The sequence below is a fragment of the Kitasatospora sp. NPDC003701 genome (assembly GCF_053587085.1).
Map to the genome: position 1 here is coordinate 50,441 of NZ_JBSFNM010000007.1, position 24,236 is coordinate 74,676.

Genomic DNA, 24,236 nt, shown 5'->3' on the forward strand with positions numbered 1-24,236 from the left:
GTTGTTATCTGAGCACTTCCCCGAGGTCTCCGAGGAGGCAACGGCGGACGGATGACGGCAAGACGGAGTGCGGACCATGAACGTTGACGTGCAGAGCAGGACCGGGACGACCCTGGTGCTGGCGGCTCAGGCGGGCGACCGGCAGGCCCAGGAGGCGCTGGTCGCCACCTGGCTGCCGCTGGTCTACAACGTCGCCGGCCGTGCGCTGAACGGCCATGCCGACGTCGACGACGTCGCCCAGGAGACCATGATCCGTGCGCTGGACGGCCTGGACGGGCTGCGCGACCCGGAGTCCTTCCGCTCCTGGCTGGTCGCGATCACCATGAACCAGGTCCGGCGGCGCTTCACCGGCCAGCAGCAGAGCGCCGTCGGCGGCCTCGACGAGGCCTGGGAGCTCGCCGACCCGCGGGCCGACTTCACCGACCTCACCATCCTGCGGCTCGGCCTGTCCGGCCAGCGCCGCGAGGTCGCCGAGGCCACCCGCTGGCTGGACCCGGACGACCGGGAGCTGCTCGCGCTCTGGTGGCTGGAGGCCTGCGGCGAGCTCACCCGGGCCGAACTCGCCGAGGCCCTCGACCTGACGCCGCAGCACACGGCGGTCCGGGTCCAGCGGATGAAGAAGCAGCTGGAGGCGGGCCGGGTGGTGGTCCGGGCGCTCACCGCCTACCCGCGCTGCCCGGAACTGGGCGAGCTGACCGCGGGCTGGGACGGCACCCCGGACTCGGTCTGGCGCAAGCGCATCGCCCGGCACATCCGGGGCTGCGCCGGCTGCGACGGGCTCGGCCGCGACCTCTTCCCCGCCGAGGGCCTGCTGGCCGGTCTGGCGCTGGTGCCGATCCCGCTGGACTCGCCCACCGGGCTGCAGCTCCAGGCCGCGGCCGCCGCGGCCACCCCCGGCACGGGCCCGGCCGGCGGGCCGGCGGGCGGCGCCGGCGGTGCCGGAAGCCCCGGGGCGCCCGGTGGTTCCGGGAGCCGGTTCGGCCCGATCCGGCGCCGGACCGCCGTCGCGGGCGGTACGGCGGCGGTGCTGGCCGTGGCGACCCTCGCCCTGGTCTGGCCGCACCACGCGCAGCCCGAGCAGGCCGCGCCCGAACCGACCACCCCGACCGCGGCGCCCGACACCCTGCCCGCGCCCGCGATACCCGTGCAGTCCGTACCGGAGACCCCCGCCGGCGAGACCCCGGCCGCCCCGCCGGTGACAGCCGCGCCGACGCCGACCCCGACCGAGTCGCCGGTGGCCGTGACCCCGCCGCCCGCACCGGCCACCGCACGCCCGGCCACGCCACCCAGCCTGGAGCGCCAGCTGGTGGACCTCGTCAACGGCGAACGCGCCAAGGTCGGCTGCGCCCCGCTGCGGATCGACCCCAAGCTGCACGCGGCTGCACAGAAGCACACCGACGACATGGTGGCCCGCGCCTTCTTCGACCACGTCAACCCGGACGGCGCCCGCGCGGACGCCCGGCTGTCGGCGGCCGGCTACCGCTGGTCACAGTGGGGCGAGAACCTCGACCGGGGGCCGAGCGCACCGGGCACCGTGGTCTCGCGCTGGATGGACGGCGGGATCCACCAGTCGAACATGCTGGACTGCGGCTTCAAGGACGTCGGCATCGGCGTGGCCACCGGTCCCGCGGGCCTCTACTGGACCCAGGACCTCGGGGCCCCGCTCGGCTGACCGCCGAAGGCCGCCAAGGCCGCCCCGGCCGCGCCGGCGGTTCCGGCCGCCGGGGCGCAGCTGTGGCCGACCGGTGTCAGGAGGGCAGCCCGATCAGGCCGTCCGCCTGGCCGGTCACATGGCCCGTCGCCTCCCCGACCACCCCGCCGGCGTCGCCGACCTGCCCCTGGACGGCATCCGGCGCCGCGTTCAGCGTGCCGCCCTGCTGGAGCGGGCCGGCCAGGTCCCCCTGCCCGCCGATCGTGCCGGCGTGCGCGCTGGGAGCGGTGAGGGAGGCCACGACACCCACGGCGAGCGAGGCGACGGCGAGCATGCTGCGCTTCTTCATGCCCCGCCCAACGACGCTGCGCCACCCGGGTTACGGGTGGGCCGGCGGCTTCACCCCTCCTCGTCCTGCGGGCCCCGGCCGACCCCCTCCCGCGCCTTTGTCGGGCCCCGGTGCACGGCGGTGCCCGACACCGGGGGAGAGCCCGCCGACGGCCGAACCGTCCGTCGCTCGAAGCGTCCTGATGACACCTCAGGTCTCGCGCGGGTCTCCCGATGGGCCCGGTGCACCCGATCCCACCTCGGATACGGACACCTTTTCGGTGGCGGTGGGCATAGGAGGGCGTTTGGATGGGGAGGGGTGGGGAGGCAAATCCGGCAAAGCTGGCAAACCATAAGAGAATCTGATTCTGCCGAGCATGTCGAGGCAACCGCGACAAGAAGGGCATCCGATGCACGCAGCCGAGCTCACGCCTGCCGTCCTCGCCGAACTGCGCCGCCCGCGGCGCTACCCGGCCGTCTCCGTCCTGCTGCCGACCCACCGCAGCGAGCCCGACAACACGCAGGACCCGGTGCGCCTGCGCAACCTGATCGCGGAGGCCAAGAACCGGCTGCACGCGGACGAGGCCGTCTCCCGGGCGGACCGGCTGGACGTGGTGGAGCAGCTGGACCGGGCCCTGCGGGAGGTCGACCTGGTGCACGCCGAGGACGCCCTGGTGATCTTCGCGGCGCCCGGCGAGCACCAGGTCTGGTCGCTGCCGCGTACGGTCGCCGCCCGGGTGGTGTTCTCCGAGACCTTCCTGACCCGCAACCTGGTCTCCTCCTACACCGCCGGGGCGCCGTACTGGGTGCTGACGGTCGCCGCCGACCGGGTCGCGCTGTTCGGCGGGACGGCGTCGCGGCTGGTGGAGCACACCGGGGGCGCCTTCCCGCTGGACCAGGTCGGCCCGGACTGGGACGTCGAGCGCAAGGAGCGGATCGGCGACGTCCCCAGCACCTTCCGCGACGAGGAGACCCGCCGCTTCCTGCGGGACGCGGACACCGCGCTGGCCGCCGTGCTGGAGGCCGACGCGCGCCCGCTGTACGTGCTCGGCGAGGCCGCCGCCCTCGCGCTGCTGGACGAGGTCGGCACCGCCGTGAAGCGGGCCAGCGCCCAGGTGGCGCGCGGCGGCCTCGGCCACGCCTCGGCCGCCGCCGTCGCCGAGGCCGTCCGCCCCACCGTCGCCCGGCAGGAGCAGCAGGCCGTCGCCGAACTGCACGCGCGGCTCGACTCGGCCCAGAGCGTCAAGTCGCTCGCCGCCGGCATCGACGAGGTCTGGCAGAGCGTGAGCGAGGGCCGGGCCGCCCTGGTGGCGGTCGAGGAGGACTACTGGGAGCCGGTGCGGGTGACCGACAGCCACCTGGTGCCCACCGACGCCGGCGGGCCGGACGTGCGCGACGACATGGTCGACGAGATCGTCGAGCGTGCCCTGGACACCGGCGCCAAGGTGCAGTTCGTCCCCGCCGGCGAGCTCGCCGGCCGGGGCCGGATCGCCGCCGTCCTGCGCTACTGACCACCGTCCGCCACGGGCCCGGCCGGCGGTCGCCGGCCGGGCCCGTTCCGTACCGGGCGCCGTCCGAGCGCCCCGGCCGGCGCCCGGTGCGGCGGCACCTCCGTGCGGAGCGCGACGGCCGTCCCCGGCCTCGGGATCACCGCGAGCAGCCCCGCTGCGGGGGCGGGGAGGCGATGTGGCAGGTCCGTCGGGCCCGGTCGCCCTTGCGCGGGCGGCGCCGGGCGCAGGCCGGCCGGGACGGCGGGCGGCACGCCCGGGGGCCCGCCACCGGGGCGGGGGAGGAGGAGAGCGGGCTCGGTGCGGCGGGCGTACGGCCCGCCAGGAGCAGCACCAGGCCGACGAGGAGGCGACGGAACAGGGCCATGGCAGGGACCACCTTCGGGGGAGGAGGGGGCGGGTGCGGTCAGCCGAGCTTGCTGCCGGCGGCGGCGACAGCGGCGACGCCGGTCGTGCGGACCGAGTCGACGACTCGCTGGACCAGCTCCACCGTCCGGGCGGCGGGGCGGTTCAGGCAGGCGGTCAGCTCGACGACCGCCGTCGTGCCGGCCACCGTGACGGTCCGGTGGCCGGTGAGCTGGCGGGTGCCTCCGCGCAGGCTGCAGTCCTTGTCGAGCGCGGTGTCCTCGGCCGCGGCCGTGATCCCGGCCAGCTTCTCGACGTGGGCCGGGTCGTCGATCAGGGTCACGGCGATCAGCACGCCGTCGGCGTTCAGCGCCTCCAGCGGCGCGCAGTCGCTCAGCCAGGGCGGACAGTAGGGGGCGACCGACATCGGCTGGCTGGCCGCGTACCCGGTGCCGTTCGGCAGGATCAGGGTGGACCAGCCGCGCGGCACGTCGAGGATCACCCTGCCGAGCTCCGGGAACAGCACGGCCTGCGCGCCGGCGAAGGAGCTCGGAACGGCGGTCGGTGAGACCGTCGGCGAACTGCTCGGCGAGCTGCCCGCGGTGGCCGGCGGCAGGTGCGGGGGCGGGGTCTCGGGGGAGGGCCCGACCGAGGCCGGCCCGCCGCTCGCGGGGCTCAGGACGGTGCGGGACGGTGCCGGCGCGGTGGCCGGAGCGGCGGCCAGGGCGGCGGCGACCAGGCCCCCGGTCAGCCCGGCCCCGAGGCCGGCCACCCGGCGCCGGCGGCGGGTGCGGTCGGCGCGCTCGCGGATCCGGTCCATCCGGTCGGCGGGTGCGGGGAGGTCCGGGGTGGCGCGCTGCAGCAGCACGCGCAGCTCGTCCTCCACCTCGGCATCGGCCATCCAGGGGCCGTCGCCGTCGCCGCGCCCGGGGCGCTCGAAGTCAGACCAGCTCACGGTGTCCCCCGTCCAGCAGCAGTTCCCGGGTGGGCAGCTTCCCGCGCAGGGACTGCAGCGCCCGGTGCGTCTGGCTCTTGACGGTGCCCGTCGTGCAGCCCAGTGCCTCCGCGGTCTCCTCGACGCTCAGGTCCTCGAAGTACCGCAGCACGACCACCGCGCGCTGGCGCGGCGGGAGGGCCCGGACGGCGGCGGCCACCACGTGGCCGACCACCAGCTCCTCGAACGGGTCCGAGCCCGTCGGGTGCTCCGGCAGTTCGCCGTGCGGCAGCTCCCCGTGCCAACGGCGCCGCCACCAGGAGACGTGCGAGTTCACCAGCACCCGCCGGACGTACGCCTCCGGCCGGTCGATGGAGATCTTCTCCCACCTGGGCCAGACCTTGGCGAGCGCCGTCTGCAGCAGGTCCTCGGCGAGGTGCGGATCGCCGGTCAGCAGCCATGCCATGCGCAGCAGGCGCGGGCTGCGGGTGGCGACGAACTCCTCGAAGTCCGGTGTCGCATCCCTCATCGTGCCGCCCCCGCCATGGTGCTCCCGCCGTTCCTGCCGTCGTCGCCGGCCGTGGCGGCCGTGTCGTGGTTGTCCTTCTCACGGCAGCTGAACGCGATGGGAGCCCGTCCGGGTTGCCTGCCGGGGGCAATCATTTTCCGGCAGCGCGTCGCGGGCGGGAGCGGCGGGGCCGGAGGCCGTCCGGGGCCGGTCGGCGGGGCCGGTCTCCGCGCGGACGTTGGACGGCCCGCGAGCCGGCCGGAACTCGGCCGGGCGGCGGGCGGGCCGTGGGACCACGATGCGCCTGCCGACCCCCGCCGTACAGGGGCGCGCAGCGGGCGCCCGAGCGCACCGGACCGGCGCGCCGGGCGTACGGCGGGGCCGCGGCGACCACACGGCCCCCGGGAGCGCCACCGTCACCACGGGTACCGCGGTCACCGGTGGCGGTGGGGGCCTCGGCGGGGTGCGGTCACCGGTGGCGGTGCGGTCGCCCGTGGTCACTGCGGCGGTGCGTCACCGCGGCGGCGCGTCACCGCGCGGGCGCCGGCTCAGAGCGTCCCGGTGCCGTGCGGTGCGGTGAGCAGGCCGTCCGCGCGGTCGGCCCCGGTGACCGGTGTGACGGTCCAGTCAGGGTGGCCCGGCATGGCCGGGGTCCGGTCGCCGTAGAGCCACTCGGTGAGGAAGCCGGAGAGGTCCTGGCCGGACACCTCCGAGGCGGTGCGGATGTAGTCCGCGGTGGTGGCCGTGCCGTCCCGGTGCTGTTGCAGGAACGTCCGCTCGATCCGGTCGAAGGCGGCCGCGCCGACCCGCTCGCGCAGGGCGAAGAGCACCAGCGCGCCGCCGGTGTACCGCTGGCTGTCGAAGAGGTCGGCGGCGGTCGGCGCGGCGACCGGACCGGAGTCGTGGCGCCACTGGTCGCCCTTGGCGTACACGTCGCGCATCCGGTCGGTGAAGGTGCTGAAACCGCCCGAGTCCGGCCAGCCGCGCTCGTACCGGTACATCAGGCCGTAGAAGTCGGCGTGGCCCTCGTTCAGCCAGAGGTCCGCCCAGGTGCGCGGCGAGACGCTGTCGCCGAACCACGAGTGCACCAGCTCGTGCATCATGTGCGAGCCGATCACGGGCTCGGGCTGGCGCAGGAAGTTCGGCTTGTAGAGCGTGAGGGTCTGCGTCTCCAGGCCGGTGAAGCCGAAGGCGTCGGGGTCGTCGGTGTCGGCGGGCAGCAGACCGTACGTCTCGAACGGGAACGGCCCGAGGTGCTGCTCGGCCCATTCCAGCTGGCCGGGGGTGAGGGCGAGGGCCGGCTCCAGATCGGCGGCGCGCGCGGTCGGGACGACGTCCCGCAGCGGCAGCCCGCCCGGGCCGGTGCGCTCGCGGACCGTGTAGTCGCCGACCGACACCTGCACCAGCTCCGTCGCCATCGGCTCGCGCGAGACGTACCGGCGGGTGGTCTGCCCGCCGTCGCGCCGCTCGGTGGCGGTGAGCCGCCCGTTGGCCACCCCGAGCAGACCGTCCGGCGCGGTGACGGCGATGGTGAAGCGGGCCTTGTCGCTCGGGTGGTCGTTGCACGGGAACACGGTGTGCGCGCTGTCGGGCTGACCGGCCACCGCGAAGCCGTCGGGGGTGGGCACCCAGCCGGTGTGCGGCAGCTTCGCCGCGGGGTCGGCCGAGTAGTCGACCGTCACCTGCACCGAGGCGCCGCGGCGCACCGCACGGGCCGGGACGACGCTCAGCTTCTCGTCGTGCGCCCGGAACGCGGCCGGCCGGCCGTCGACCCGGACGGCGTGCACGTCGAGGCCGAGCGCGTCCAGCTCCAGGGCGGGCAGCGCGGTGAGCGCGCGGGCGGTCAGGACGGCGGTGCCGTCCACGGTGCGGGTGTCGGGGCGGTAGCGGAGGTCGAGGTCGTAGCCGAGCACGTCGTAGCCCGCGTTCCCGAGCCGGGGGAACACCGGGTCGCCGACGCCGGCCGGCACCGGGCCGTCCGTCGGGGCGGCGCCGGCCGGCACGGTGGCGCCGAACACCGCCGTTGCGAGTGCCAGGGCGATGACGAGGCTGGAGCGCGGCCTGGCCAGGGTGATCACCGCTTTTCGTGTCGTGTCCCGGGTGCGGCGCCGGCGCGGGCCGGTGTCGCAGAGCGACCTTTCGAGCACGGATCGTAGCGGATCGGTCGGACGGCCCGGGGTGCCGCGCGACACGCGGCATCCCCCGGACGGCCCACCGTGGTAGCCGAGCGGCTGCGGGCTGTCATAGCGTTCGAAGTGCCCCGCCCCCTGACGGACGGGGCCACGGCCGTCGGAGTACCTGGCCAGGTCCGGCGGCCGTTCTTCATGCTCTCACCCCCGCCCGCGATGCGACTCCCGGGCGGGGGCGGGGGCAGGGACCGGTGCTCGCGGTCGCCGCCGCGGTCCGCCCCCACCGCCCTCACCGGGGCCGCCGCCACAGCCGCCGCCCGACGACCCGCGATCGGCCTCCCCGGCGCCCGCCCGCCTGGCAGGCGCGCCGAAGCCGGTGTCAACTGCCCTCGGTGGCCTGCCCGGTGAGGTCCTTTCCGTACCAGATCTGGGCGTACGGGCCGCTGCTGTACGCCGGTATCTCGCGGTAGCCGTGCCGGGTGTAGAGCGCGCGGGCCTCGACCAGGTCGAGCCGGGTGTCCAGCACGATCCGCTCGGCGCCGAGCGCGCGGGCGGCCTCGTCCACGGCGGCGAGCAGGCGCCCGCCGCCACCGGTCCCGCGCACGGCGGGCCGGACGAAGACCCTGGTCAGCTCGACCGTGCGGTCCTCGATCACCCGGAGGCCGGCGCAGGCCTGCGGTGCGCCGCCGTGGCGGCCGAGCAGGAAGAGGCCGGTCGGCCCGGCGAGGTCGTCGCTCGGGGAGTCGGCCAGGCCGGACTCGATCTCCTCGGGCGTGCCCTCCCGGCCCAGGTGCAGCCGGTAGTACCGGTTGGCGACGTCGATGTAGTAGTCGCGCAGGAGCGCCAGCGCCTCCTCGGAGCCCACGTCGGCCCGGGTGATGCTCCAGAGGTCGGCCGTCCGCGGCGTGCTGATCGTCATGGGCGCAGTATCGGCGCCGCGCCGTGTCCGCCGCGAACGGTTTTCCGAGGTGAGCGCCTCGTCGGGCCGGCCGGCCCGACTCACCGACAAATTCTCTTGTCTTGACAAGAATGTCTGTCGGGTGGACCCTGGAGGGGTGCTGGACGTCGCTGTGATCGAAGAACCCGCCGCGGCCGAGGCCGCCCTGGACCCGATGCGGTCCCGGGTCCTCGCCGCCCTGGCCGAGCCCGGCTCGGCCGCCATGCTGGCCGTCCGCCTGGAGCTGCCCCGGCAGAAGGTCAACTACCACCTGAAGGAGCTGGAGCGGCACGGGCTGGTCGAGCTCGTCGAGGAGCGGCGCAAGGGCAACGTCACCGAGCGGGTGTACCGCGCCACCGCCGCCTCCTACGTGATCTCCCCCAGTGCCCTGGCCGCCGTCAGCCCGGACCCTTCCCGGTCGCCCGACCAGCTCTCCGCCCGCTGGCTGCTGGCGCTGGGGGCCCGGCTGGTGCAGGAGGTCGGGGCGCTGCTGAGCGGCGCCGCCCGGGCCCGGCAGCGGGTCGCGACCTTCGGCATCGACGCCGAGGTGCGCTTCGCCTCCGCGGCCGACCGCGCGGCCTTCGCGGACGAGCTGGCCCGGGCGGTGGCGGCCCTCGTCGGCCGCTACCACGACGAAGCCGCCCCCGGGGGCCGGCGCAACCGCGTGGTCGTCGGGCTCCACCAGATCCCCGAGCCCCCGGCCGGCGCCCCGGCGAGCCCGACCGGCCCGCCGTCGGAGGCCGGGGAGGCGCGCCCGTACGCGCCCGCACCCGTACCCGCACCCGCACCCGTACCCGCACCCGCACCCGAAGCAGGACAGGACGACCGACCATGACGCACCCGTTCGAGATCGAACTGGAGACGACCCTGCCGGCGAGCCCGGAGCAGGTCTGGGAGGCGATCGCGACCGGACCGGGGATCGACTCCTGGTTCATGGGCCGCAACGAGGTGGAGCCGCGCGAGGGCGGCGTCGCCGCCATGACCACCGCGGGCCACCGCGAGGAGGCGGTGATCACCGCCTACGAGCCCGGCAAGCGCTTCGCGAGCCGCACGTCCCCCGGTGAGGACGGCCGGTTCATGGCCTTCGAGTACCTGATCGAGGGACGGGACCGCGGCAGCACCGTGCTCCGCGTCGTCCACAGCGGCCTGCTCGGCGACGACTGGCAGGACGAGTACGACGCCCTGCGCCGCGGCTGGCCCTTCCACCTCCACACGCTCCGCGAGTACCTGGCCCACTTCCCCGGGCGCGCCGGGGTTCCCCTCTTCGCCGTGGCGCTGCCGCGGGGGAGGGCTCCCCGGGAGGCGCGGGCGGCGGTCCTCGGCGCGCTGTCGCTGTCGGCCCCGGTCGCCGTGGGCGCCCGGGCCCACGCGGAGCCGGCCGGCCTGGCGCCGCTCGACGGCGAGGTGGTCTGGGCGGACGACGAGCGCGTCGGCATCCGCACCGCCGACGGGCTCTACACCTTCCACTACGGCTCCGGCGTGCTGCTCCTGTTCCACCACCTCTTCGGGCCGGACCCGGACGGGGCCGAGGCCGCCTGGCAGCAGTGGCTGAACGGCCTCCTGGCCTGACGGTCGCGGGCACGCCCCCGAACCGCTCCGCACCGACCGCAAGCAATCGAAGACCGACACGAGACGGCAAGGAACGACCCATGCGCACTCTGATCAGCACCGCCTTCATCTCGCTCGACGGGGTCGTGGAGGGCCCGGGCGGGGAGCCCGGCTACCGCAACTCCGGGTGGACCTTCAAGGACGTCGAGTTCCTCCCCGAGGCGTACGACATCAAGGGGCGGGAGCAGCAGGAGTCCACCGCGATCCTGCTGGGCCGGGCCAGCTACCAGGCGTTCAGCCCGGTGTGGCCGGACATGGCCGAGTTCGCGCACTACAAGTCCGTGCCGAAGTACGTCGTCTCCACCACCCTCACCGAGGACGAGCTCGTCCCGAACTGGGGCGAGACCACGATCCTGCGCTCCCTCGACGAGGTCGCCGCGCTCAAGGACACCGAGGGCGGCCCGATCATCGTCCACGGCAGCGCCTCCCTGAACCACGCCCTCTCGGACGCCGGTCTGATCGACCGCTACCACCTGCTCGTCTACCCGCTGCTGCTCGGCGCGGGCAAGCGGCTGTTCAGCACCACGGACAAGGACACCCAGAAGCTGAAGCTGGTCGAGCACGCGGTGTACGCCAACGGCCTGCAGTTGAACGTCTTCGACGTCGTCCGCTGACCGGCCCCGGCGGGCCGACCCGGCCGTGCCCGGCGAGGGCCCCGGTGGGCCGGGCGGGTGACGGGGGGATTGACCGACGGGCGTGTCTGGGGAGCAGTGCTCCATGGACACACCATCAGATCATCGTATTAATGGGGGGTTGAGGGGGAGTCACCGGGCCAGGACCGGCCTGGTGGCAGCGGTCTGCCTGTCGGCGGTGGTCGCCGGCTGCGCGGCACCGACCGGGCGGGAGACCCCGTCCTCGCGGGCCGGCAGGAGTGCCGCCCCCGCCCCCGTCGGTGCGGGCGCCACCGCCACCGCCACCGCCTCCGCCTCCGCCGACCGGGGCGTGCCCCGGCCCCCGGCCGTGCCGCTGGCCCTGCCGGGCCTGGCCCGGTCGGAGGAGGAGAGCAGCAGCGAGGCGGTGGCCCGCCGGGAGACGGCCGTCCGCGAGGCGCTGGAGACGGCGCACCGCTGGGGCGTGGAGCGACTGCCCCTGAAGGCGCCCCAGCGGCCGGTGTCCAAGCCGGAGCTGACGCCGGTGCAGGGGGTGAAGCTCCAGGCCGGGCGCCCGCCGGTGGTCTACCGCGTGCCGACCGACGAGAAGATCGTCTTCCTGACCGTCGACGACGGCGCCGAGAAGGACCCGGAGTTCTCCCGGATGGCGGCGGAGCTCGGCATCCCGCTCAGCACCTACGTCGCCGACTACCTCGCGCGCGAGGACTACGGCTACTTCCGCAACCTGGCCGCCCAGGGCGACGCCGTGAACAACCACACCATCAACCACCGCAACCTCAAGGTGCTCGGCTACGACCAGCAGCGGGACGAGATCTGCCGCCAGCAGGACCAGCTGGAGCAGCAGATCGGCACCCGCCCCCGGTTGTTCCGGCCCCCGTACGGCGAGTACAACGACGACACCCTGCGGGCCGCCGGCTCCTGCGGCATCGAGGCGGTGCCGCTCTGGAACGAGGAGGCGTTCCCCGACCACATGGAGTACCGCTACGACGACCAGCGGCTGCACGCGGGCGACATCATCCTCACCCACTTCCGGGGCACCGACCTGTGGCCCGGCACCATGCCCGACCTGCTCCGCAAGGTCGTCAACGACGTCACCGCGCAGGGCTTCGCCCTCGCCCGCCTGGACGACTACCTGTAGCCCGTCGGCCGCGGACGCCGGCCGGCCCCCGCGCCCGTGGGGAGGCCCCTCGCCCCGGCCCCGTGCCGGCGGCGGGCCGGCGCCGCAGGGAGGGTGCGCCCGGCCGTGGTCCGCATGGTGGTCGGCCGGGCGCGCCCGCCTCCCGGGGCCGGTAGCGTCTGCCCGACGCGCAACGATCACTCGGGGGTGGGGCATGGCCTTGGAAGCCACGGAGCTCGTCGGGACGCACGTCAGGCTGGAGCCGCTGGCGCACGGACACCACGACGGCCTGTGCGAGGCGATCCGCGACGGTGAGCTCTGGAACCTCCGGGTGACGCTGGTCCCGCACCCGCGCGATGTGCGGGCGTTCATCGATGACGCGCTCGCCGCTCACGGTGCGGGCGCCCAGCTCGCGTACGCGGTCGTCGACCGGGCCGACGGGCGGATCGCCGGATCGACCCGCTTCCTGGCGGTCAATCTGCCCAACCGCCGGCTGGAGATCGGTTTCACCTTCCTGGGGCGGTCCTGGCAGCGCACCGCCCTCAACACCGAGGCCAAGCTGCTGATGCTCACCCACGCGTTCGAGACCTGGGGCATGAACCGGGTCGAGTTCCTCACCGACGTCCGCAACAGCACCTCGCGGGCCGCGATCGCGCGCCTCGGCGCCGCCCATGAAGGGGTCCTGCGCCAGCACATGGTCATGCGCGACGGCTGGGTCCGTGACTCGGCGCTCTACAGCATCACCGGTTCCGACTGGCCGGCCGCCAAGGAGGCCCTCGCGGGCCGCCTCGCACACCGTCCGCCCGTCGGCTGAGGCCGGTCGGGAGGCCGTCCGACCCGGGCCCCGCCGATCGGCCCGTGACGCCGGGTGGGGCCCCTCGCGCTCGTCGACGTGAGGGGCCCCGGGTGCCAGCGTACGGCGCCGCGGCGGACGGGCCGGTGTCCTGTTCGATTCCTGTCGTTCCCGGGTGCCGCCCGTGCCCGTGTTCCGCACCGGTACCGGGCGCCGGCGGCCCCGGCCCGGTCAGTCCAGCGAGAGGGCGTCCAGGTAGACCCAGGCGCCCTCGTGGCGGACGAAGCGGCTGTGCTCGGTGAGGATCCCCTGCTCGCGGCCCTCGGTGTAGTGGGCGCGGAAGGCGACGGTGCCCTCGGCGTGGAAGCGGCCGCCGTCGGTGGTGGAGAGCACCTCCAGCCGGGTCCAGCGCAGGGTGGGGTCGAGGTCGACCGAGTCCGGCCGGGTGTCGGAGTGCCAGGAGCGGAGCAGGTACGCCTCGTCGTGGGCGGCGAAGGCGCTGTAGCGCGAGCGCATCAGGGCCTCGGCGGTCGGCGCGGCGGCCAGGCCCCGGTGGTAGCGGCCGCAGCAGTCGCCGTAGGCGGCGGGCAGCCCGCAGGGGCACGGCGAGGAGGGCAGCAGGCGGGGCGCGGGGGTGGCGGCGCGGGGCGCGGGGCGGCGTCGGGACATGGCGTCCATTCTCACTCCTTGCCGGGGCGCGGCCGCCCGCGCACCCCGCCGCAGTGGCGGGCCGCCCGAAACCTCCGGAAATCCGACGGTACCGGCGCCGGTGCCGAGCCGGGGCGACCGCGCGGTGGGGAGGCCGGTCCCGCCGGAGGCCGAGGGGTGTGCGAGCCGCGGGGGAGCGAGGCCGACCCGGGGGTTCGAGGGGGCGGGCGGGCCGCGCCGCGGCGGTGGCCGGCAGTGTCGCTGCCCAAGCAAATGACAAGGTCAGGTCAATGAGAGGGGTGTCGAAGCAGGCTCGCCCGCTTCGGAGCTGATGCCCCGTCGGCTGCTGCGACGACCGTATCGACAGCGCGCGCCGATGTCACGGGGCCTCGACAATCCCTAGGAAATCGTCGACGAACCGTCACCCTGTCGTACCGCTCTGTGGTGATGGACAGGTGATCTTTCCGGCATATCGAACGAGTGACGGAATTGTGCTGTTCATCCGCAGACCTTTACCCCACCATCTCCGAGGGCACACCGCCCATTTCCAGCCGACCACAAGTCGGCGCAGGGCCATCCCTCAGGAGAGTTGATGAGTTCGACGGGACTTCCTCCACTGGATCCGACGGCATCGCTGGCCGATCTGGTCGACGCACAGGCCGGGCGGACACCCGGGGCCACGGCGGTGATCGACGGCGACCGCCGGCTGACCTACCGTGAACTGTCCGCCGCCGTCGACGCGGTGGCCGGCCGGCTGGCCGCCGCCGGCGTGCGCGCCGACACCCTGGTGGCGGTCTGCCTCCCGCGCACGGCGGACCTCGTGATCGCGCTGCTGGCGGTCCTGCGCGCGGGCGGCGCCTACGTGCCGCTCGACCCGGCCTACCCGCAGGACCGGCTGGAGCTGGTGATCGGCGACGCGCAGGCGCCCGTCGTCCTCACCGACCGCGCGCACGAGCACCTGCTGGCCGGCGCCGGGGCGACCCTGCTGTACACCGACGCCGAGAGCCCCCGCGCGCCGCTCGCCCCGAGCGGCGGCGCCGACGCCCTCGCCTACGTCCTCTACACCTCCGGCTCCACCGGCCGGCCCAAGGGCGTCGCGGTCACGCAGCGCGGCGTCAACGCGATGCTCCGCTGGGCCGCGCGGACCTACCTCCCGGCCGACGTCGCCGGCGTGCTGTTCGGCACCTCGGTCTGCTTCGACATCTCGGTCTACGAGCTGTTCTTCCCGCTCGCCGTCGGCGGCACCGTCGTGGTCGCCGAGAACGTCCTCGCGCTGCCCGAGCTGCCGGCCCGCGACGAGGTGACCCTGGTCAACACCGTGCCGAGCGCCATGGCGGCGCTGCTGCGCGGTGGCGGCGCTCCCGGCGGCAGGGGCCTGCCGGGCGGCGTCCGCGTGGTCAACCTGGCGGGCGAGGCGCTGCCGCGCCGCCTGGCCGACCAGGTCCACGCGCAGCCGCAGGTCGAGCGGCTGTACAACCTCTACGGGCCGACCGAGGACACCGTCTACTCCACCTGGTCGTTGGTCGACCGGGACGGCGGCGGCGAGCCGCTGATCGGCCGCCCGCTGCCCGGCACCACCGGCCGGGTGCTCGACGAGCGGCGCACCGCCGTGCCGGACGGCGGCATCGGTGAGCTGTACCTCTCCGGCGAGGGCCTCGCCCGCGGCTACCACGGCCGCCCGGACCTCACCGAGGAGCGCTTCGTCACCGTCGACGGCGAGCGCTGCTACCGCACCGGGGACCTGGTGCGCCGCCTGCCGGACGGCGAGCTGGAGTACCACGGCCGCGTCGACCACCAGGTGAAGGTGCGCGGCTTCCGGGTCGAGCTGGGCGAGATCGAGGCGGTGCTCGCCACCCACCCGGCCGTCGAGGCCGCCGCCGCCGTCGTCCAGCACGACGAGGCCGGCGCCTATCTGGCCGCCTTCGTCCAGCCCGGGCCCGGCGTCGCCGAACCGGGCGTGGCCGAGCTGCGCGCCCACTGCGCCGCCGCGCTGCCCGGTTACATGGTGCCGCTGGCCGTCGGCGTGCTGGCCCGGCTGCCGCTGACGCCCAACGGCAAGACCGACCGCAAGGCGCTGCCCCCCGTCGCCCGGAGCCGGGGCGGCCAGGAGCTGTTCGTCGCGCCCCGCACCCCGGTCGAGACCGGGATCGCCGAGCTCTGGCAGCAACTGCTCGGTGTCCCGCAGGTCGGCGTGCACGACGTCTTCCTCGACCTCGGCGGGCACTCGCTGCTCGCCGCCGGGCTGCTCGCCCGGATCGAACGCGCCTACGGCACCCGCGTCCCGCTGGCCGAGTTCTTCGCCGCGCCGACCGTCGCCGCGCTCGCCGTCCGGGTCGCCAACGGGGGCGGCGGCCGCCCGTCGGTGGCCCCGCCCGTGCGGGAGGCCGCGCTCCCCGCCCGCCCCACCGGCTTCCAGCGCGAGCTCTGGCTGCACGAGTCCGTCCAGCCGGGCAGCCCGCTCTACAACGTGCCGCTGCGCATCCGCGCCGTCGGCGCCCTGGACCGCTCCGCCCTCGGCCGGGCCCTGACCGAGGTGGTCCGCCGGCACGAGGTGCTGCGCACCGCGCTCGCCGGCGACGACGGCGACGTGACCGCCGAGATCCGCCCCCCGTACCCCGTCGACGTCCCGCTGCTCGACCTCACCGGCGCCGGCGAGGAGGAGCTCGACGCCGCACTGCGCGCCGAGGCCGCCCGGCCGCTGGACCTCGCCGAGGGCCGGCTGCTGCGCGCCGTCGCCGTGCGCACCGGCGCCGACCGGCACGAGCTGTTGATCACCGTCCACCACGCCGCGATGGACGGCTGGGCCGCCGGGCTGCTGCTGGCCGAACTCGGCCGCGCCTACCAGGACGGCGAACTCGCCGAGCCCGCCCTGCAGTTCTCCGACATCGCGCGCTGGGAGGAGCGGGCCGACGCGGCCGCCCGGGACGGCGCGCTGCGCTGGGGCGAGGGGCTGCTGGGGCTCGACGCCGACCAGCACCTGCCCGGCGACCGCCCGCACCCCAACCCGCACGACATCGCCGGCCGCCGGATCGCCCGCCGGCTCGACGCCGAGCTGGTCCGCTCCGCCGAGCGCTGGGCCGCCCAGGAGGGCGCCAGCCTCTACATGGCCGTCCTGGCCGCGCTCGGCGGTGTCCTGCACCGCTACACCGGCCGCACCGACCTCGCGGTGCTCAGCCCGTTCGCGGTCCGCCCGGTGCCCGAGCTGGAGCAGGTGCTCGGCTCGCTGATCAACACCGTCGCGCTGCGCTTCGACGCGGCCGGCACCGACACCTTCCGCGAACTGGTCGCCCGGGTCCGCCCGGTGGTGCTGGACGCCGCCGAGCACAGCGGCTACCCGTTCCTGGAGCACGCCCGCCGGGTCGGCGGCTCGGCCGGGCTGACCGCCTCGCCGATCGCCCAGGTCCTGCTCGCGGTCCAGAACCACCCGGTGGCGGGCCTCGAACTCCCCGGCCTCAGCCTGCAGTTCGTCGCCGAGGTGTGCAACGGCACGGCCAAGACCGACCTCTCGCTGTTCCTGGAGTTCCCGGCCGAGGGCCCGCTGCTCTCCGCCGAGTACCGCACCTCGCGCTACGACGAGCGGTCCGTCCGGGCCGCACTCGACCACCTGGTGGCGCTGCTCGCCGCCGCCGTCGCCGAACCGGACCGTCCGCTCGGCGAGTTGGCGATGCTCTCGGCCGCCGAGCCGGGCGCCCGGGAGTGGACCGAGGGCGCCGGGGCGCCGGTGCCCGACCTGCGCCTGCACGAGCTGGTCGCCGCCCAGGCCGCCCGCACCCCGGAGGCGGTGGCCGTCTCCGCCGCCGACGGCGTCCTCGACTACGCCGGACTCGACGCCACGGCCGGCCGGTTGGCCCACCTGCTGGCCGAGCACGGGGCCGGCCCCGGCACCCTGGTGGCGGTCGCCGTCCGACGCGGCCGGCTGCTGCCCGCCGCCCTGCTCGGCGTGCTGCGCAGCGGCGCCGCCTACCTGCCGCTCGACGTCGACCAGCCGCTCGCCCGCAACCGGGCGGTGCTCGACGACGCCGGCGTCACCCTGCTGGTCGCCGAGCGGGCCACCGCCGGGGACGGACTGCTCGACGGACGGACCGTCGTCCTGGTCGACGGCCCGCAGGCGGCCGCCGCCCCCCAGGCGCCGGCCGTCGCCGTCGGCCCGGAGGACCGCGCCTACCTGCTGTACACCTCCGGCTCCACCGGCACGCCCAAGGGCGTCGCCGTCCCGCACCGCGCGATCGTCAACTTCCTCACCTCGATGGGCCGCGAACCCGGCCTGACCGCACAGGACGTGATGGCCGCCGTCACCACCGTCACCTTCGACATCGCCGGGCTGGAGCTCTGGCTGCCGCTGGTCACCGGTGCCCGGGTGGAGATCGCCGACCGCGCCACCGCCACCGACGGCCACGCGCTGGCCGACTGGCTGGAGCGGCGCGCGGTCACCCACCTCCAGGCCACCCCCGCCACCTGGCGGATGCTGCTGGAGGCCGACTGGCCGGGTGGACCCGGGCTGACCGCGCTCTGCGGCGGCGAGGCGCTCACCGCCGATCTCGCCGAGGCGCTGCTGAAGCGCACCGGCGCACTCTGGAACCTCTACGGCCCCACCGAGACCACCGTCTGGTCCACCATCCAGCGGGTCACCCCCGAACTCGCCGCCCACGGGGGCGTGGTGGCACTCGGCGAGCCCATCGCCAACACCCGGCTGCACCTGCTCGACAGCGGCGGACGGCCCGTCCCGGTCAACGGCATCGGCGAGCTCTGCATCGCCGGCGACGGCGTCGCGCTCGGCTACCACGGCCGCCCCGACCTCACCGCCGAGCGGTTCGTCGCCGAGCCCGGCGGCCCCGAGGGCGCGCCGATGTACCGCACCGGGGACCTCGCCTGCCGCCGCGCGGACGGCCGGCTGGAGTACCACGGCCGCACCGACGCCCAGGTCAAGCTGCGCGGCTTCCGGATCGAGCTCGGCGAGATCGAGGCCGCGCTGACCGCCGTCCCCGGCATCACCGCCGGCGCCGCCCGACTGGCCGACGGCCCGGCCGGCCCCGTCCTCGCCGGGTACGCCGTCACCGACGGCACCGTCGGGGAGGACGCCCTGCGCACGGCCCTGGCCGAGCGGCTGCCCGACTACATGGTGCCCGCCGCGCTCGTCCTGCTCGACCGGCTCCCGCTGACCCCCGGCGGCAAGGTCGACCGGGCCGCGCTGCCCGTCCCGCCCTCCGGCGGTGCCGGCGCCCCGCCGGAGGGCGACTGCGAGGAGCTGCTGACCGACCTCTGGCAGGAGGTCCTCGGCCTGGAACAGGTCTCCCGGCACGACGACTTCTTCTCGCTCGGCGGCCACTCGCTGCTCGCCACCCGGCTGTCCGCCCGGGTCCGCGACGCCTTCGAGATCGACCTGCCGCTGCGCACCGTCTTCGAGGCCCGCACCCTGGCCGCGATGGCACGCCGGATAGAGGACCGGCTGCTCGACGAGATCGACGACCTGACCGGTGGGGACACCACCGGCGCACTGACGGGGGAGACGGCATGACCGACCAGCACACCAGCGGCGACCGGCCGGGCCAGGAGGCCGGCCGCCAGGAACTGCTCCGCCGCCGGCTCGCCAAGGCCAAGGCCGCGAAGGCCGCCAAGGACGCCGGCGCCGAGCCGGCCCGCCGCGGCATCACGCCCCGCCCCGAAGGAACCCCGGCACCGCTCTCCTCGGCCCAGCGCCGGATGTGGTTCCTCGCCCAGTACGAGCCCGACAGCGCGGCCTACCACATCCCGCTCGCCCTCCACCTCGTCGGCGCCCCCGACGTGGACGCCCTCCGGGCCGCGCTCACCGACGTCCTCGACCGGCACGAGGTGCTGCGCACCGTCTACCCCACCGTCGACGGGGACGTCCGCCCGCGGCTGCTGGACGCCGCGCGGTTCACCCTCGCCACCGCCGACACCACGGCCGAGACCGCCGACACCACGGCCGAGACCGCCGGTGCCACCGCCGAGACCGCCGACGCCGACGCCGAGACCGCCGCCGACCGGCTGGACGCCTGGCTGGCGGAGGACGCCCGCCGCCCGTTCGACCTCGCCACCGAGCTGCCGGTCCGCGCCACCCTGCTGCGCACCGCCGAGGGCGCGTTACTGAGCCTGGTGCTGCACCACATCGCCGCCGACGGCTGGTCGATCGGCGTGTTCTTCACCGACCTCGCCACCGCCTACGCGGCCCGCCGCGAGGGCCGCGCCCCGGTCTTCGAGCCGCTGCCCCTCCAGTACGCCGACGTGGCGCACTGGCAGCAGACCGAACTGGCCGAGGAGCTGACCCGCCAGCAGACCTGGTGGCAGGAGCGCCTGCACGGTGCCACCGCCACCGTCACCGTGCCCACCGACCGGCCCCGGCCGGCCGTGGCCGGCACCCGGGGCGCGCGGTTCACCGCCGGCTTCGGTGCCGAGCGCACCCGCCGGGTCCGGGCACTCGCCGAGCAGACCGGCACCACCGTCTACATGGTCCTGCTCGCCGCCCTGCAGACCGTGCTGTCCCGCTACACCGGTGCGGAGGACGTCGTCGTCGGCACACCCGTCGCCGGGCGGACCCGCAGCGAGACGGAGCCCCTGGTCGGCTGCTTCGTCAACACCCTGGCGATGCGCACCGACCTCTCCGGCGACCCGAGCGTCCGGCAGCTGCTGGAGCGGGTCCGCGAGAGCACGCTCGGCGCCTTCGGCCACCAGGACCTGCCGTTCGAGCGGTTGATCGACGCCCTCGGCCTGGAGCGCGAACTCGCGCACACCCCGCTCTTCCAGGTCATGCTCAACGTCCACAACCAGGCCGAGGCCGCCCTCGACCTGCCCGGGCTGCGGGCCGACTGGCGCCCGGTCGGCACCGACACCGCGAAGTTCGACCTCTCCGTCGCTGTCGTCGACCAGGGCGGCGAGCTCGCCGCGGACCTGATCTGGCGCACCGAGCTCTACGACGAGCCGACCGTCCGGCGGGTCTTCGCCCACCTCACCACCGTGCTCGACGCGATGGCCGAGGCCCCCGACCGCCCGCTCGCCGAGCTGCCGCTGCTCACCCCCTCCGAGCAGCGCCGGCTCGCCGACTGGGACGCCGCCTCGCGCGGCTGGGACCTCGGTGCCACCCTGCACGGCCTGGTCGAGGAGCAGGCCCGGCGCACCCCCGACGCGCCGGCCGTCCGCGGCGCCGACGGCGTCCTGGACTACGCCGAACTCGACAACCGGGCCAACGCGTTGGCCCACCGCCTGCGCGCGCTCGGGGTCGGCCCGGACCGCCCGGTCGGGCTGCTGGTCGAGCGCTCGGCCGCCCTGGTCGTCGGCATGCTCGGCATCCTCAAGGCCGGCGGCGCCTACCTGCCGCTCGACCCGGTCTACCCGGACGAGCGGATCCGGGCGCTGCTGGCGGCCGCCGGGGCCGCCGCCGTGGTCACCACCGAGGACCTGGCCGCCCGGGTCGACGGCGCCCCGGTCGTCGTCCCGGAGCCGCTCACCACCCCGGTGGCGCCGTGCCCGGCCCCCGAGGTGGAGGTCGGTCCGGGCGACCTCTGCTACCTGATCTTCACCTCGGGATCCACCGGAACGCCCAAGGGCGTCGCCGTCGAGCACCGCAACTTCCGCAACTACCTGCACGGACTGCGCGAGCGGATCGGCGGCGACCAGCAGGGCTGGAACTGGGCGCTGGTCTCCACCTTCGCCGCCGACCTCGGCACCACCAACGTGTTCGGCGCGCTCACCGGCGGCGGCTGCCTGCACCTGCTCACCCGCGACCAGGCCACCGACCCGGACGCCTTCGCCGCCTACGCGGCCGCGCACCGGATCGACGCGATGAAGCTCGTCCCCAGCCACCTCGAGGGCCTCGCCGCCCACGGCGCCGGCCTCGGCGGGATCCTCCCCGGCCGGCTGCTGATCTGCGCCGGCGAGGCCCTGAGACCCGACCTGGTGGCCCGGATCCGCGCCGCCCGCCCCGACCTGCTGCTGCACAACCACTACGGCCCGACCGAGACCACGGTGTCGATGCTCGGCGCCGCCGTCCCGGCCGACCTCGGGGACGCCGCCACCGCGCCGCTCGGCCTGCCCTTCGGCAACGTCGGCGCCCACGTCCTGGACGCCCGGCAGCGCCCGGTCCCGGTCGGTGTCCCCGGCGAACTGTACGTCTCCGGCGCCGGCGTGGCCCGCGGCTACCTCGGCCGCGACGACCTCACCGCCGAGCGCTTCGGCCGGGTGAACGGCCGCCGCAGCTACCGCACCGGCGACCTCGTCCGCCGCCGGGAGGACGGCGCCGTCGAGTTCCTCGGCCGGATCGACCACCAGGTGAAGATCCGCGGCTTCCGGGTCGAGATCGGCGAGGTGGAGGCCGAACTCACCGGTCGCCCGCAGGTCCGCGAGGCCGTCGTGGTCGCCCGGGGCGAGGGCGCCGCCCGCACCCTGGTCGGCTACCTGGTGCCCGCCGACCCGGCCGCCGCCCCCGACCCGGCCGAGCTGCGGGCCGCGCTGCGCACCCGGCTGCCCGACTACATGGTGCCCGCCGCCCTGGTCGTGCTGGAGGCCCTGCCGCTGAACGCCAACGGCAAGGTCGACCGGGCCGCGCTGCCCGAGCCGGTCGCCGTCCAACCGGTCTCGGGCGGCGGCGAGTTGTCCACCGCGACGGAGCACGCGGTGGCCGCCGCCTACCGGGCGGTGCTGGTCGTCGACGAACTCGGCGCGGCGGACGACTTCTTCGCGCTCGGCGGCGACTCCTTCTCCGCCGTGCACGCCGTCCGGCTGATCGGCCGCGGCCTCTCGGTGATCGACCTGTTCCAGCACCCCACCGTCCGCGAACTCGCCGCACTGCTCGACGCCAGGGCCGCCGGCACCGGGGAGGAGGGGCCGCGCGTCCTGCTGCACAAGCTCACCCGCGGCGCCGCGCCCGCCGAGGTGAGCGTGGTCTGCGTCCCGTACGGCGGCGGCAGCCCGATCACCTTCCAGCCGCTCGCCGACGCGCTGCCGGCCGGCCACCGGCTGTACGCCGTCGAACTGCCCGGGCACGACCCGAGCCGGCCCGACGACGAGCTCGTCGAACTCGACCTCCTGGCCGACCGGTTGACCGAGCAGATCACCGGCCGGATCGAGGGCCCGGTGGTGCTCTACGGCCACTGCCTCGGCGGTGCGCTCGCCACCGCGCTCGGCTCCCGGCTGGAGGCGGCCGGCGTCGACCTGCGCGGCGTCGCCCTCGGCGGGACGTTTCCGGCGGCCCGGCTGCCCGGCCGGTTCGCCGAGTGGATGGCCAGGCGGCTGCCCGGCGACCGGATGCTCTCCAACCGCTCCTACCTCGACTACCTGCGCGCCATGGGCGGCTTCACCGACGTCTACGACCAGGACGAACAGGACTTCCTGGTACGGGCGCTGCGCCACGACGTCCGGCAGGCCGAGGAGTTCTACACCCGCGCGTACGGGGACGCCCGCCCGGCGCGGATCGCGGCGCCGATCCTCTGCGTGGTCGGCGAGAAGGACCGCGCCACCCAGCTGTACGAGGAGCGCTACGCCGAGTGGGAGCACTTCGGCGACGCCGTCGACCTGGCCGTGATCCCGCGCGCCGGGCACTACTTCCTCAAGCACCAGGCCGACGAACTCGCCCGGGTGATCGCCGAGTTCACCGCCACCGGCGCGGTCGCCGAGCAGGTCGAGGCCAAGCGGCCGGCGGCCCGGGCCGAGCTGGGCACCTTCGCCAAGGTGGCGATCGGCCAGTTCGTCTCGATGATCGGTACCAGCCTCTCCACCTTCGCCCTGGGCGTCTGGGTCTACCAGCAGACCGGCTCGGCCTTCGACTTCGCGATGATCTCGGTGGTCGCGGTCCTGCCCGCCGTCCTGCTGCTGCCGATCGCGGGTGCGCTGGCCGACCGGATCGACCGCCGCAAGATCATGATCGTCACGGACACGGTGGCCGCGGCCGCGATGCTCTCGCTCGGCGGCCTGCTCTGGGCCGACCTCCTGGAGGTCTGGCACATCTACCTGGTGGCCTGCGTCGGGGCGGTCTGCTCGGCCTTCCAACGCCCGGCCTACCTGGCCGCGATCACCCAGCTGGTGCCCAAACGCTACCTCGGGCAGGCCAACGGCCTGGCCCAACTCGGCACCGGAGCGGGCGACATGATGGCCGTGCTGGCCGGCGGTGTGCTGGTCTCGCTGATCGGCCTGCACGGCGTGGTGCTCTTCGACATGGCGACCTTCCTGACCGGGGTCACCTGCCTGTTGCTGGTCCGCTTCCCGGACACGCTGTTCGACAAGCAGGAGGAGCCGCTGCTGCGCGAGGTGGTGACCGGCTGGCGCTACATCGTGCGGCGGCACAGCCTGGTCGCGATGGTGGTCTTCTTCGTGGTCTTCAACTACCTGTTCGCCGTCGCGACGGTGCTGGTCACCCCGATGGTGCTGGCCGGCGGCTCGGCCGTGCAGCTCGGTGTGATCACCGCCGTCGGCGGCGTCGGCGCGATGACCGGCGCACTGGTGATGGCCCTGTGGGGCGGCACCCGGCGGCGCGCGGTCGGCATGATCGGCTTCACCTCGGTGGTCGGGGTGGCCGCGATCGTGACCGGGTGCCGGCCGCAGGCGGCGCTCACCGCCTGCGGGCTCTTCGGCCTCTGGGCGGCCCTGATGATCCTCAACTCGCACTGGATGGCACTGATCCAGACCAAGGTCGGGATGGAGCTGCAGGGCCGGGTGCTGGCGACCAACCAGATGCTCGCGATGTCGATGATGCCGCTCGGCTTCCTCACCGCGGGGCCGCTCTCCGACCAGGTCTTCGAGCCGCTGATGCGGCCGGGCGGCGCGCTCGCCGACTCCGTCGGCCTGGTGCTCGGCACCGGCCCGGGCCGCGGCGCGGGCCTGCTGCTCGTCCTGGTCGGCACCGTCCTGGCCCTCTGGGGCCTGCTCGGCCTCGCCTACCGGCCGCTGCGGCTGATCGAGGACCTGCTGCCGGACGCCCTGCCGGACGCCGAGATCGGTGACAAGGACGCCATCCAGGCCGAGGCGGACCGCCTGCTGGCGCTCACCGAGGCGGCCCGGGCGGCCGGCCCGGGAGCACGGGCGGCGCGGGTGGCCCGGGGCACCCCGGAGCCGGTCGAGGACGAGCCCGACCAGCGCGTCCCCGCCGGCGCCGGCCCCGGCTCCCGCTAGGG

The 24,236-nt window shown here is 75.5% G+C and carries 16 protein-coding genes; 9 read left to right on the forward strand and 7 right to left on the reverse strand.

The window, feature by feature from the left end; genetic code table 11:
* The first annotated feature begins 76 nt into the window (after window positions 1-76).
* Complete coding sequence (locus ACWDRR_RS09070) at window positions 77-1,672, forward strand: sigma-70 family RNA polymerase sigma factor (protein WP_449771514.1); 1,596 nt, start codon at window positions 77-79, stop codon at window positions 1,670-1,672.
* A 76-nt stretch (window positions 1,673-1,748) separates the two neighbouring features.
* Here the strand turns inward: ACWDRR_RS09070 and ACWDRR_RS09075 are convergent, their stop codons facing one another.
* The gene (locus ACWDRR_RS09075; protein ID WP_449771515.1) at window positions 1,749-2,000 is read right to left on the reverse strand and encodes a hypothetical protein; all 252 of its coding nucleotides are present in this window, start codon (window positions 1,998-2,000) and stop codon (window positions 1,749-1,751) included.
* A 388-nt stretch (window positions 2,001-2,388) separates the two neighbouring features.
* Here ACWDRR_RS09075 and ACWDRR_RS09080 point away from each other — a divergent pair, with 388 nt between their 5' ends.
* Window positions 2,389-3,489, forward strand: coding sequence for a baeRF3 domain-containing protein (locus ACWDRR_RS09080; RefSeq protein WP_449771516.1), 1,101 nt, complete (start codon window positions 2,389-2,391; stop codon window positions 3,487-3,489).
* 136 nt (window positions 3,490-3,625) lie between these two features.
* Here ACWDRR_RS09080 and ACWDRR_RS09085 read toward each other — a convergent pair whose 3' ends face one another.
* From ACWDRR_RS09085 to ACWDRR_RS09105, 5 genes are all read right to left on the reverse strand, one after another.
* The gene (locus ACWDRR_RS09085) at window positions 3,626-3,853 is read right to left on the reverse strand and encodes a hypothetical protein (RefSeq protein ID WP_449771517.1); all 228 of its coding nucleotides are present in this window, start codon (window positions 3,851-3,853) and stop codon (window positions 3,626-3,628) included.
* Window positions 3,854-3,892: 39 nt separating this feature from the next.
* Entirely contained in the window at window positions 3,893-4,786 is an 894-nt protein-coding gene (locus tag ACWDRR_RS09090) for a hypothetical protein (protein ID WP_449771518.1), read from the reverse strand.
* On the reverse strand, window positions 4,773-5,294 hold the full coding sequence (locus ACWDRR_RS09095; RefSeq protein ID WP_449771519.1) for a SigE family RNA polymerase sigma factor: 522 nt from the start codon (window positions 5,292-5,294) through the stop codon (window positions 4,773-4,775). Before ACWDRR_RS09095 ends, ACWDRR_RS09090 begins: the two co-directional genes overlap by 14 nt.
* Before the next feature lie 527 nt (window positions 5,295-5,821).
* Window positions 5,822-7,342 (reverse strand): M1 family metallopeptidase, encoded by a 1,521-nt coding sequence (locus ACWDRR_RS09100; RefSeq protein ID WP_449771681.1) that lies wholly within the window; start codon window positions 7,340-7,342, stop codon window positions 5,822-5,824.
* 439 nt (window positions 7,343-7,781) lie between these two features.
* Complete coding sequence (locus ACWDRR_RS09105; RefSeq protein WP_449771520.1) at window positions 7,782-8,321, reverse strand: GNAT family N-acetyltransferase; 540 nt, start codon at window positions 8,319-8,321, stop codon at window positions 7,782-7,784.
* Between the two features lie 136 nt (window positions 8,322-8,457).
* Between ACWDRR_RS09105 and ACWDRR_RS09110 the strand changes: the two genes are divergently transcribed.
* The 5 genes from ACWDRR_RS09110 (at window position 8,458) to ACWDRR_RS09130 (ending at window position 12,489) form a co-directional block, all read left to right on the forward strand.
* On the forward strand, window positions 8,458-9,174 hold the full coding sequence (locus tag ACWDRR_RS09110) for an ArsR/SmtB family transcription factor (protein ID WP_449771521.1): 717 nt from the start codon (window positions 8,458-8,460) through the stop codon (window positions 9,172-9,174).
* Window positions 9,171-9,908: an SRPBCC family protein gene (locus ACWDRR_RS09115; RefSeq protein WP_449771522.1), complete on the forward strand. Its 738-nt coding sequence runs from the start codon at window positions 9,171-9,173 to the stop codon at window positions 9,906-9,908. Before ACWDRR_RS09110 ends, ACWDRR_RS09115 begins: the two co-directional genes overlap by 4 nt.
* An 80-nt stretch (window positions 9,909-9,988) precedes the next feature.
* Window positions 9,989-10,561 carry a dihydrofolate reductase family protein gene (locus ACWDRR_RS09120; protein ID WP_449771523.1) on the forward strand — a complete coding sequence of 191 codons (573 nt, stop codon included), beginning with the start codon at window positions 9,989-9,991 and terminating at the stop codon, window positions 10,559-10,561.
* Window positions 10,562-10,733: 172 nt separating this feature from the next.
* Window positions 10,734-11,696, forward strand: coding sequence for a polysaccharide deacetylase family protein (locus tag ACWDRR_RS09125; protein WP_449771524.1), 963 nt, complete (start codon window positions 10,734-10,736; stop codon window positions 11,694-11,696).
* Window positions 11,697-11,889: 193 nt separating this feature from the next.
* Window positions 11,890-12,489, forward strand: a complete 600-nt coding sequence (locus ACWDRR_RS09130; protein ID WP_449771525.1) for a GNAT family N-acetyltransferase — start codon at window positions 11,890-11,892, stop codon at window positions 12,487-12,489.
* Window positions 12,490-12,699: 210 nt separating this feature from the next.
* Here ACWDRR_RS09130 and ACWDRR_RS09135 read toward each other — a convergent pair whose 3' ends face one another.
* Window positions 12,700-13,137 carry a YchJ family protein gene (locus ACWDRR_RS09135; protein ID WP_449771682.1) on the reverse strand — a complete coding sequence of 146 codons (438 nt, stop codon included), beginning with the start codon at window positions 13,135-13,137 and terminating at the stop codon, window positions 12,700-12,702.
* A 571-nt stretch (window positions 13,138-13,708) separates the two neighbouring features.
* Between ACWDRR_RS09135 and ACWDRR_RS09140 the strand changes: the two genes are divergently transcribed.
* Both ACWDRR_RS09140 and ACWDRR_RS09145 read left to right on the forward strand, forming a co-directional pair.
* On the forward strand, window positions 13,709-18,631 hold the full coding sequence (locus tag ACWDRR_RS09140; protein WP_449771526.1) for an amino acid adenylation domain-containing protein: 4,923 nt from the start codon (window positions 13,709-13,711) through the stop codon (window positions 18,629-18,631).
* Window positions 18,628-24,234, forward strand: a complete 5,607-nt coding sequence (locus tag ACWDRR_RS09145) for a non-ribosomal peptide synthetase/MFS transporter (RefSeq protein WP_449771527.1) — start codon at window positions 18,628-18,630, stop codon at window positions 24,232-24,234. The genes ACWDRR_RS09140 and ACWDRR_RS09145 overlap by 4 nt, the downstream gene beginning before the upstream one ends.
* Window positions 24,235-24,236: the final 2 nt, after the last annotated feature.

Bases quoted from the DNA above. Each gene is read 5' to 3' on its own strand.
- ACWDRR_RS09070 (WP_449771514.1), top strand. From the start codon at position 77: ATGAACGTTGACGTGCAGAGCAGGACCGGGACGACCCTGGTGCTGGCG.
- ACWDRR_RS09075 (WP_449771515.1), bottom strand. From the start codon at position 2,000: ATGAAGAAGCGCAGCATGCTCGCCGTCGCCTCGCTCGCCGTGGGTGTC.
- ACWDRR_RS09080 (WP_449771516.1), top strand. From the start codon at position 2,389: ATGCACGCAGCCGAGCTCACGCCTGCCGTCCTCGCCGAACTGCGCCGC.
- ACWDRR_RS09085 (WP_449771517.1), bottom strand. From the start codon at position 3,853: ATGGCCCTGTTCCGTCGCCTCCTCGTCGGCCTGGTGCTGCTCCTGGCG.
- ACWDRR_RS09095 (WP_449771519.1), bottom strand. From the start codon at position 5,294: ATGAGGGATGCGACACCGGACTTCGAGGAGTTCGTCGCCACCCGCAGC.
- ACWDRR_RS09105 (WP_449771520.1), bottom strand. From the start codon at position 8,321: ATGACGATCAGCACGCCGCGGACGGCCGACCTCTGGAGCATCACCCGG.
- ACWDRR_RS09115 (WP_449771522.1), top strand. From the start codon at position 9,171: ATGACGCACCCGTTCGAGATCGAACTGGAGACGACCCTGCCGGCGAGC.
- ACWDRR_RS09120 (WP_449771523.1), top strand. From the start codon at position 9,989: ATGCGCACTCTGATCAGCACCGCCTTCATCTCGCTCGACGGGGTCGTG.
- ACWDRR_RS09130 (WP_449771525.1), top strand. From the start codon at position 11,890: ATGGCCTTGGAAGCCACGGAGCTCGTCGGGACGCACGTCAGGCTGGAG.
- ACWDRR_RS09135 (WP_449771682.1), bottom strand. From the start codon at position 13,137: ATGTCCCGACGCCGCCCCGCGCCCCGCGCCGCCACCCCCGCGCCCCGC.
- ACWDRR_RS09140 (WP_449771526.1), top strand. From the start codon at position 13,709: ATGAGTTCGACGGGACTTCCTCCACTGGATCCGACGGCATCGCTGGCC.
- ACWDRR_RS09145 (WP_449771527.1), top strand. From the start codon at position 18,628: ATGACCGACCAGCACACCAGCGGCGACCGGCCGGGCCAGGAGGCCGGC.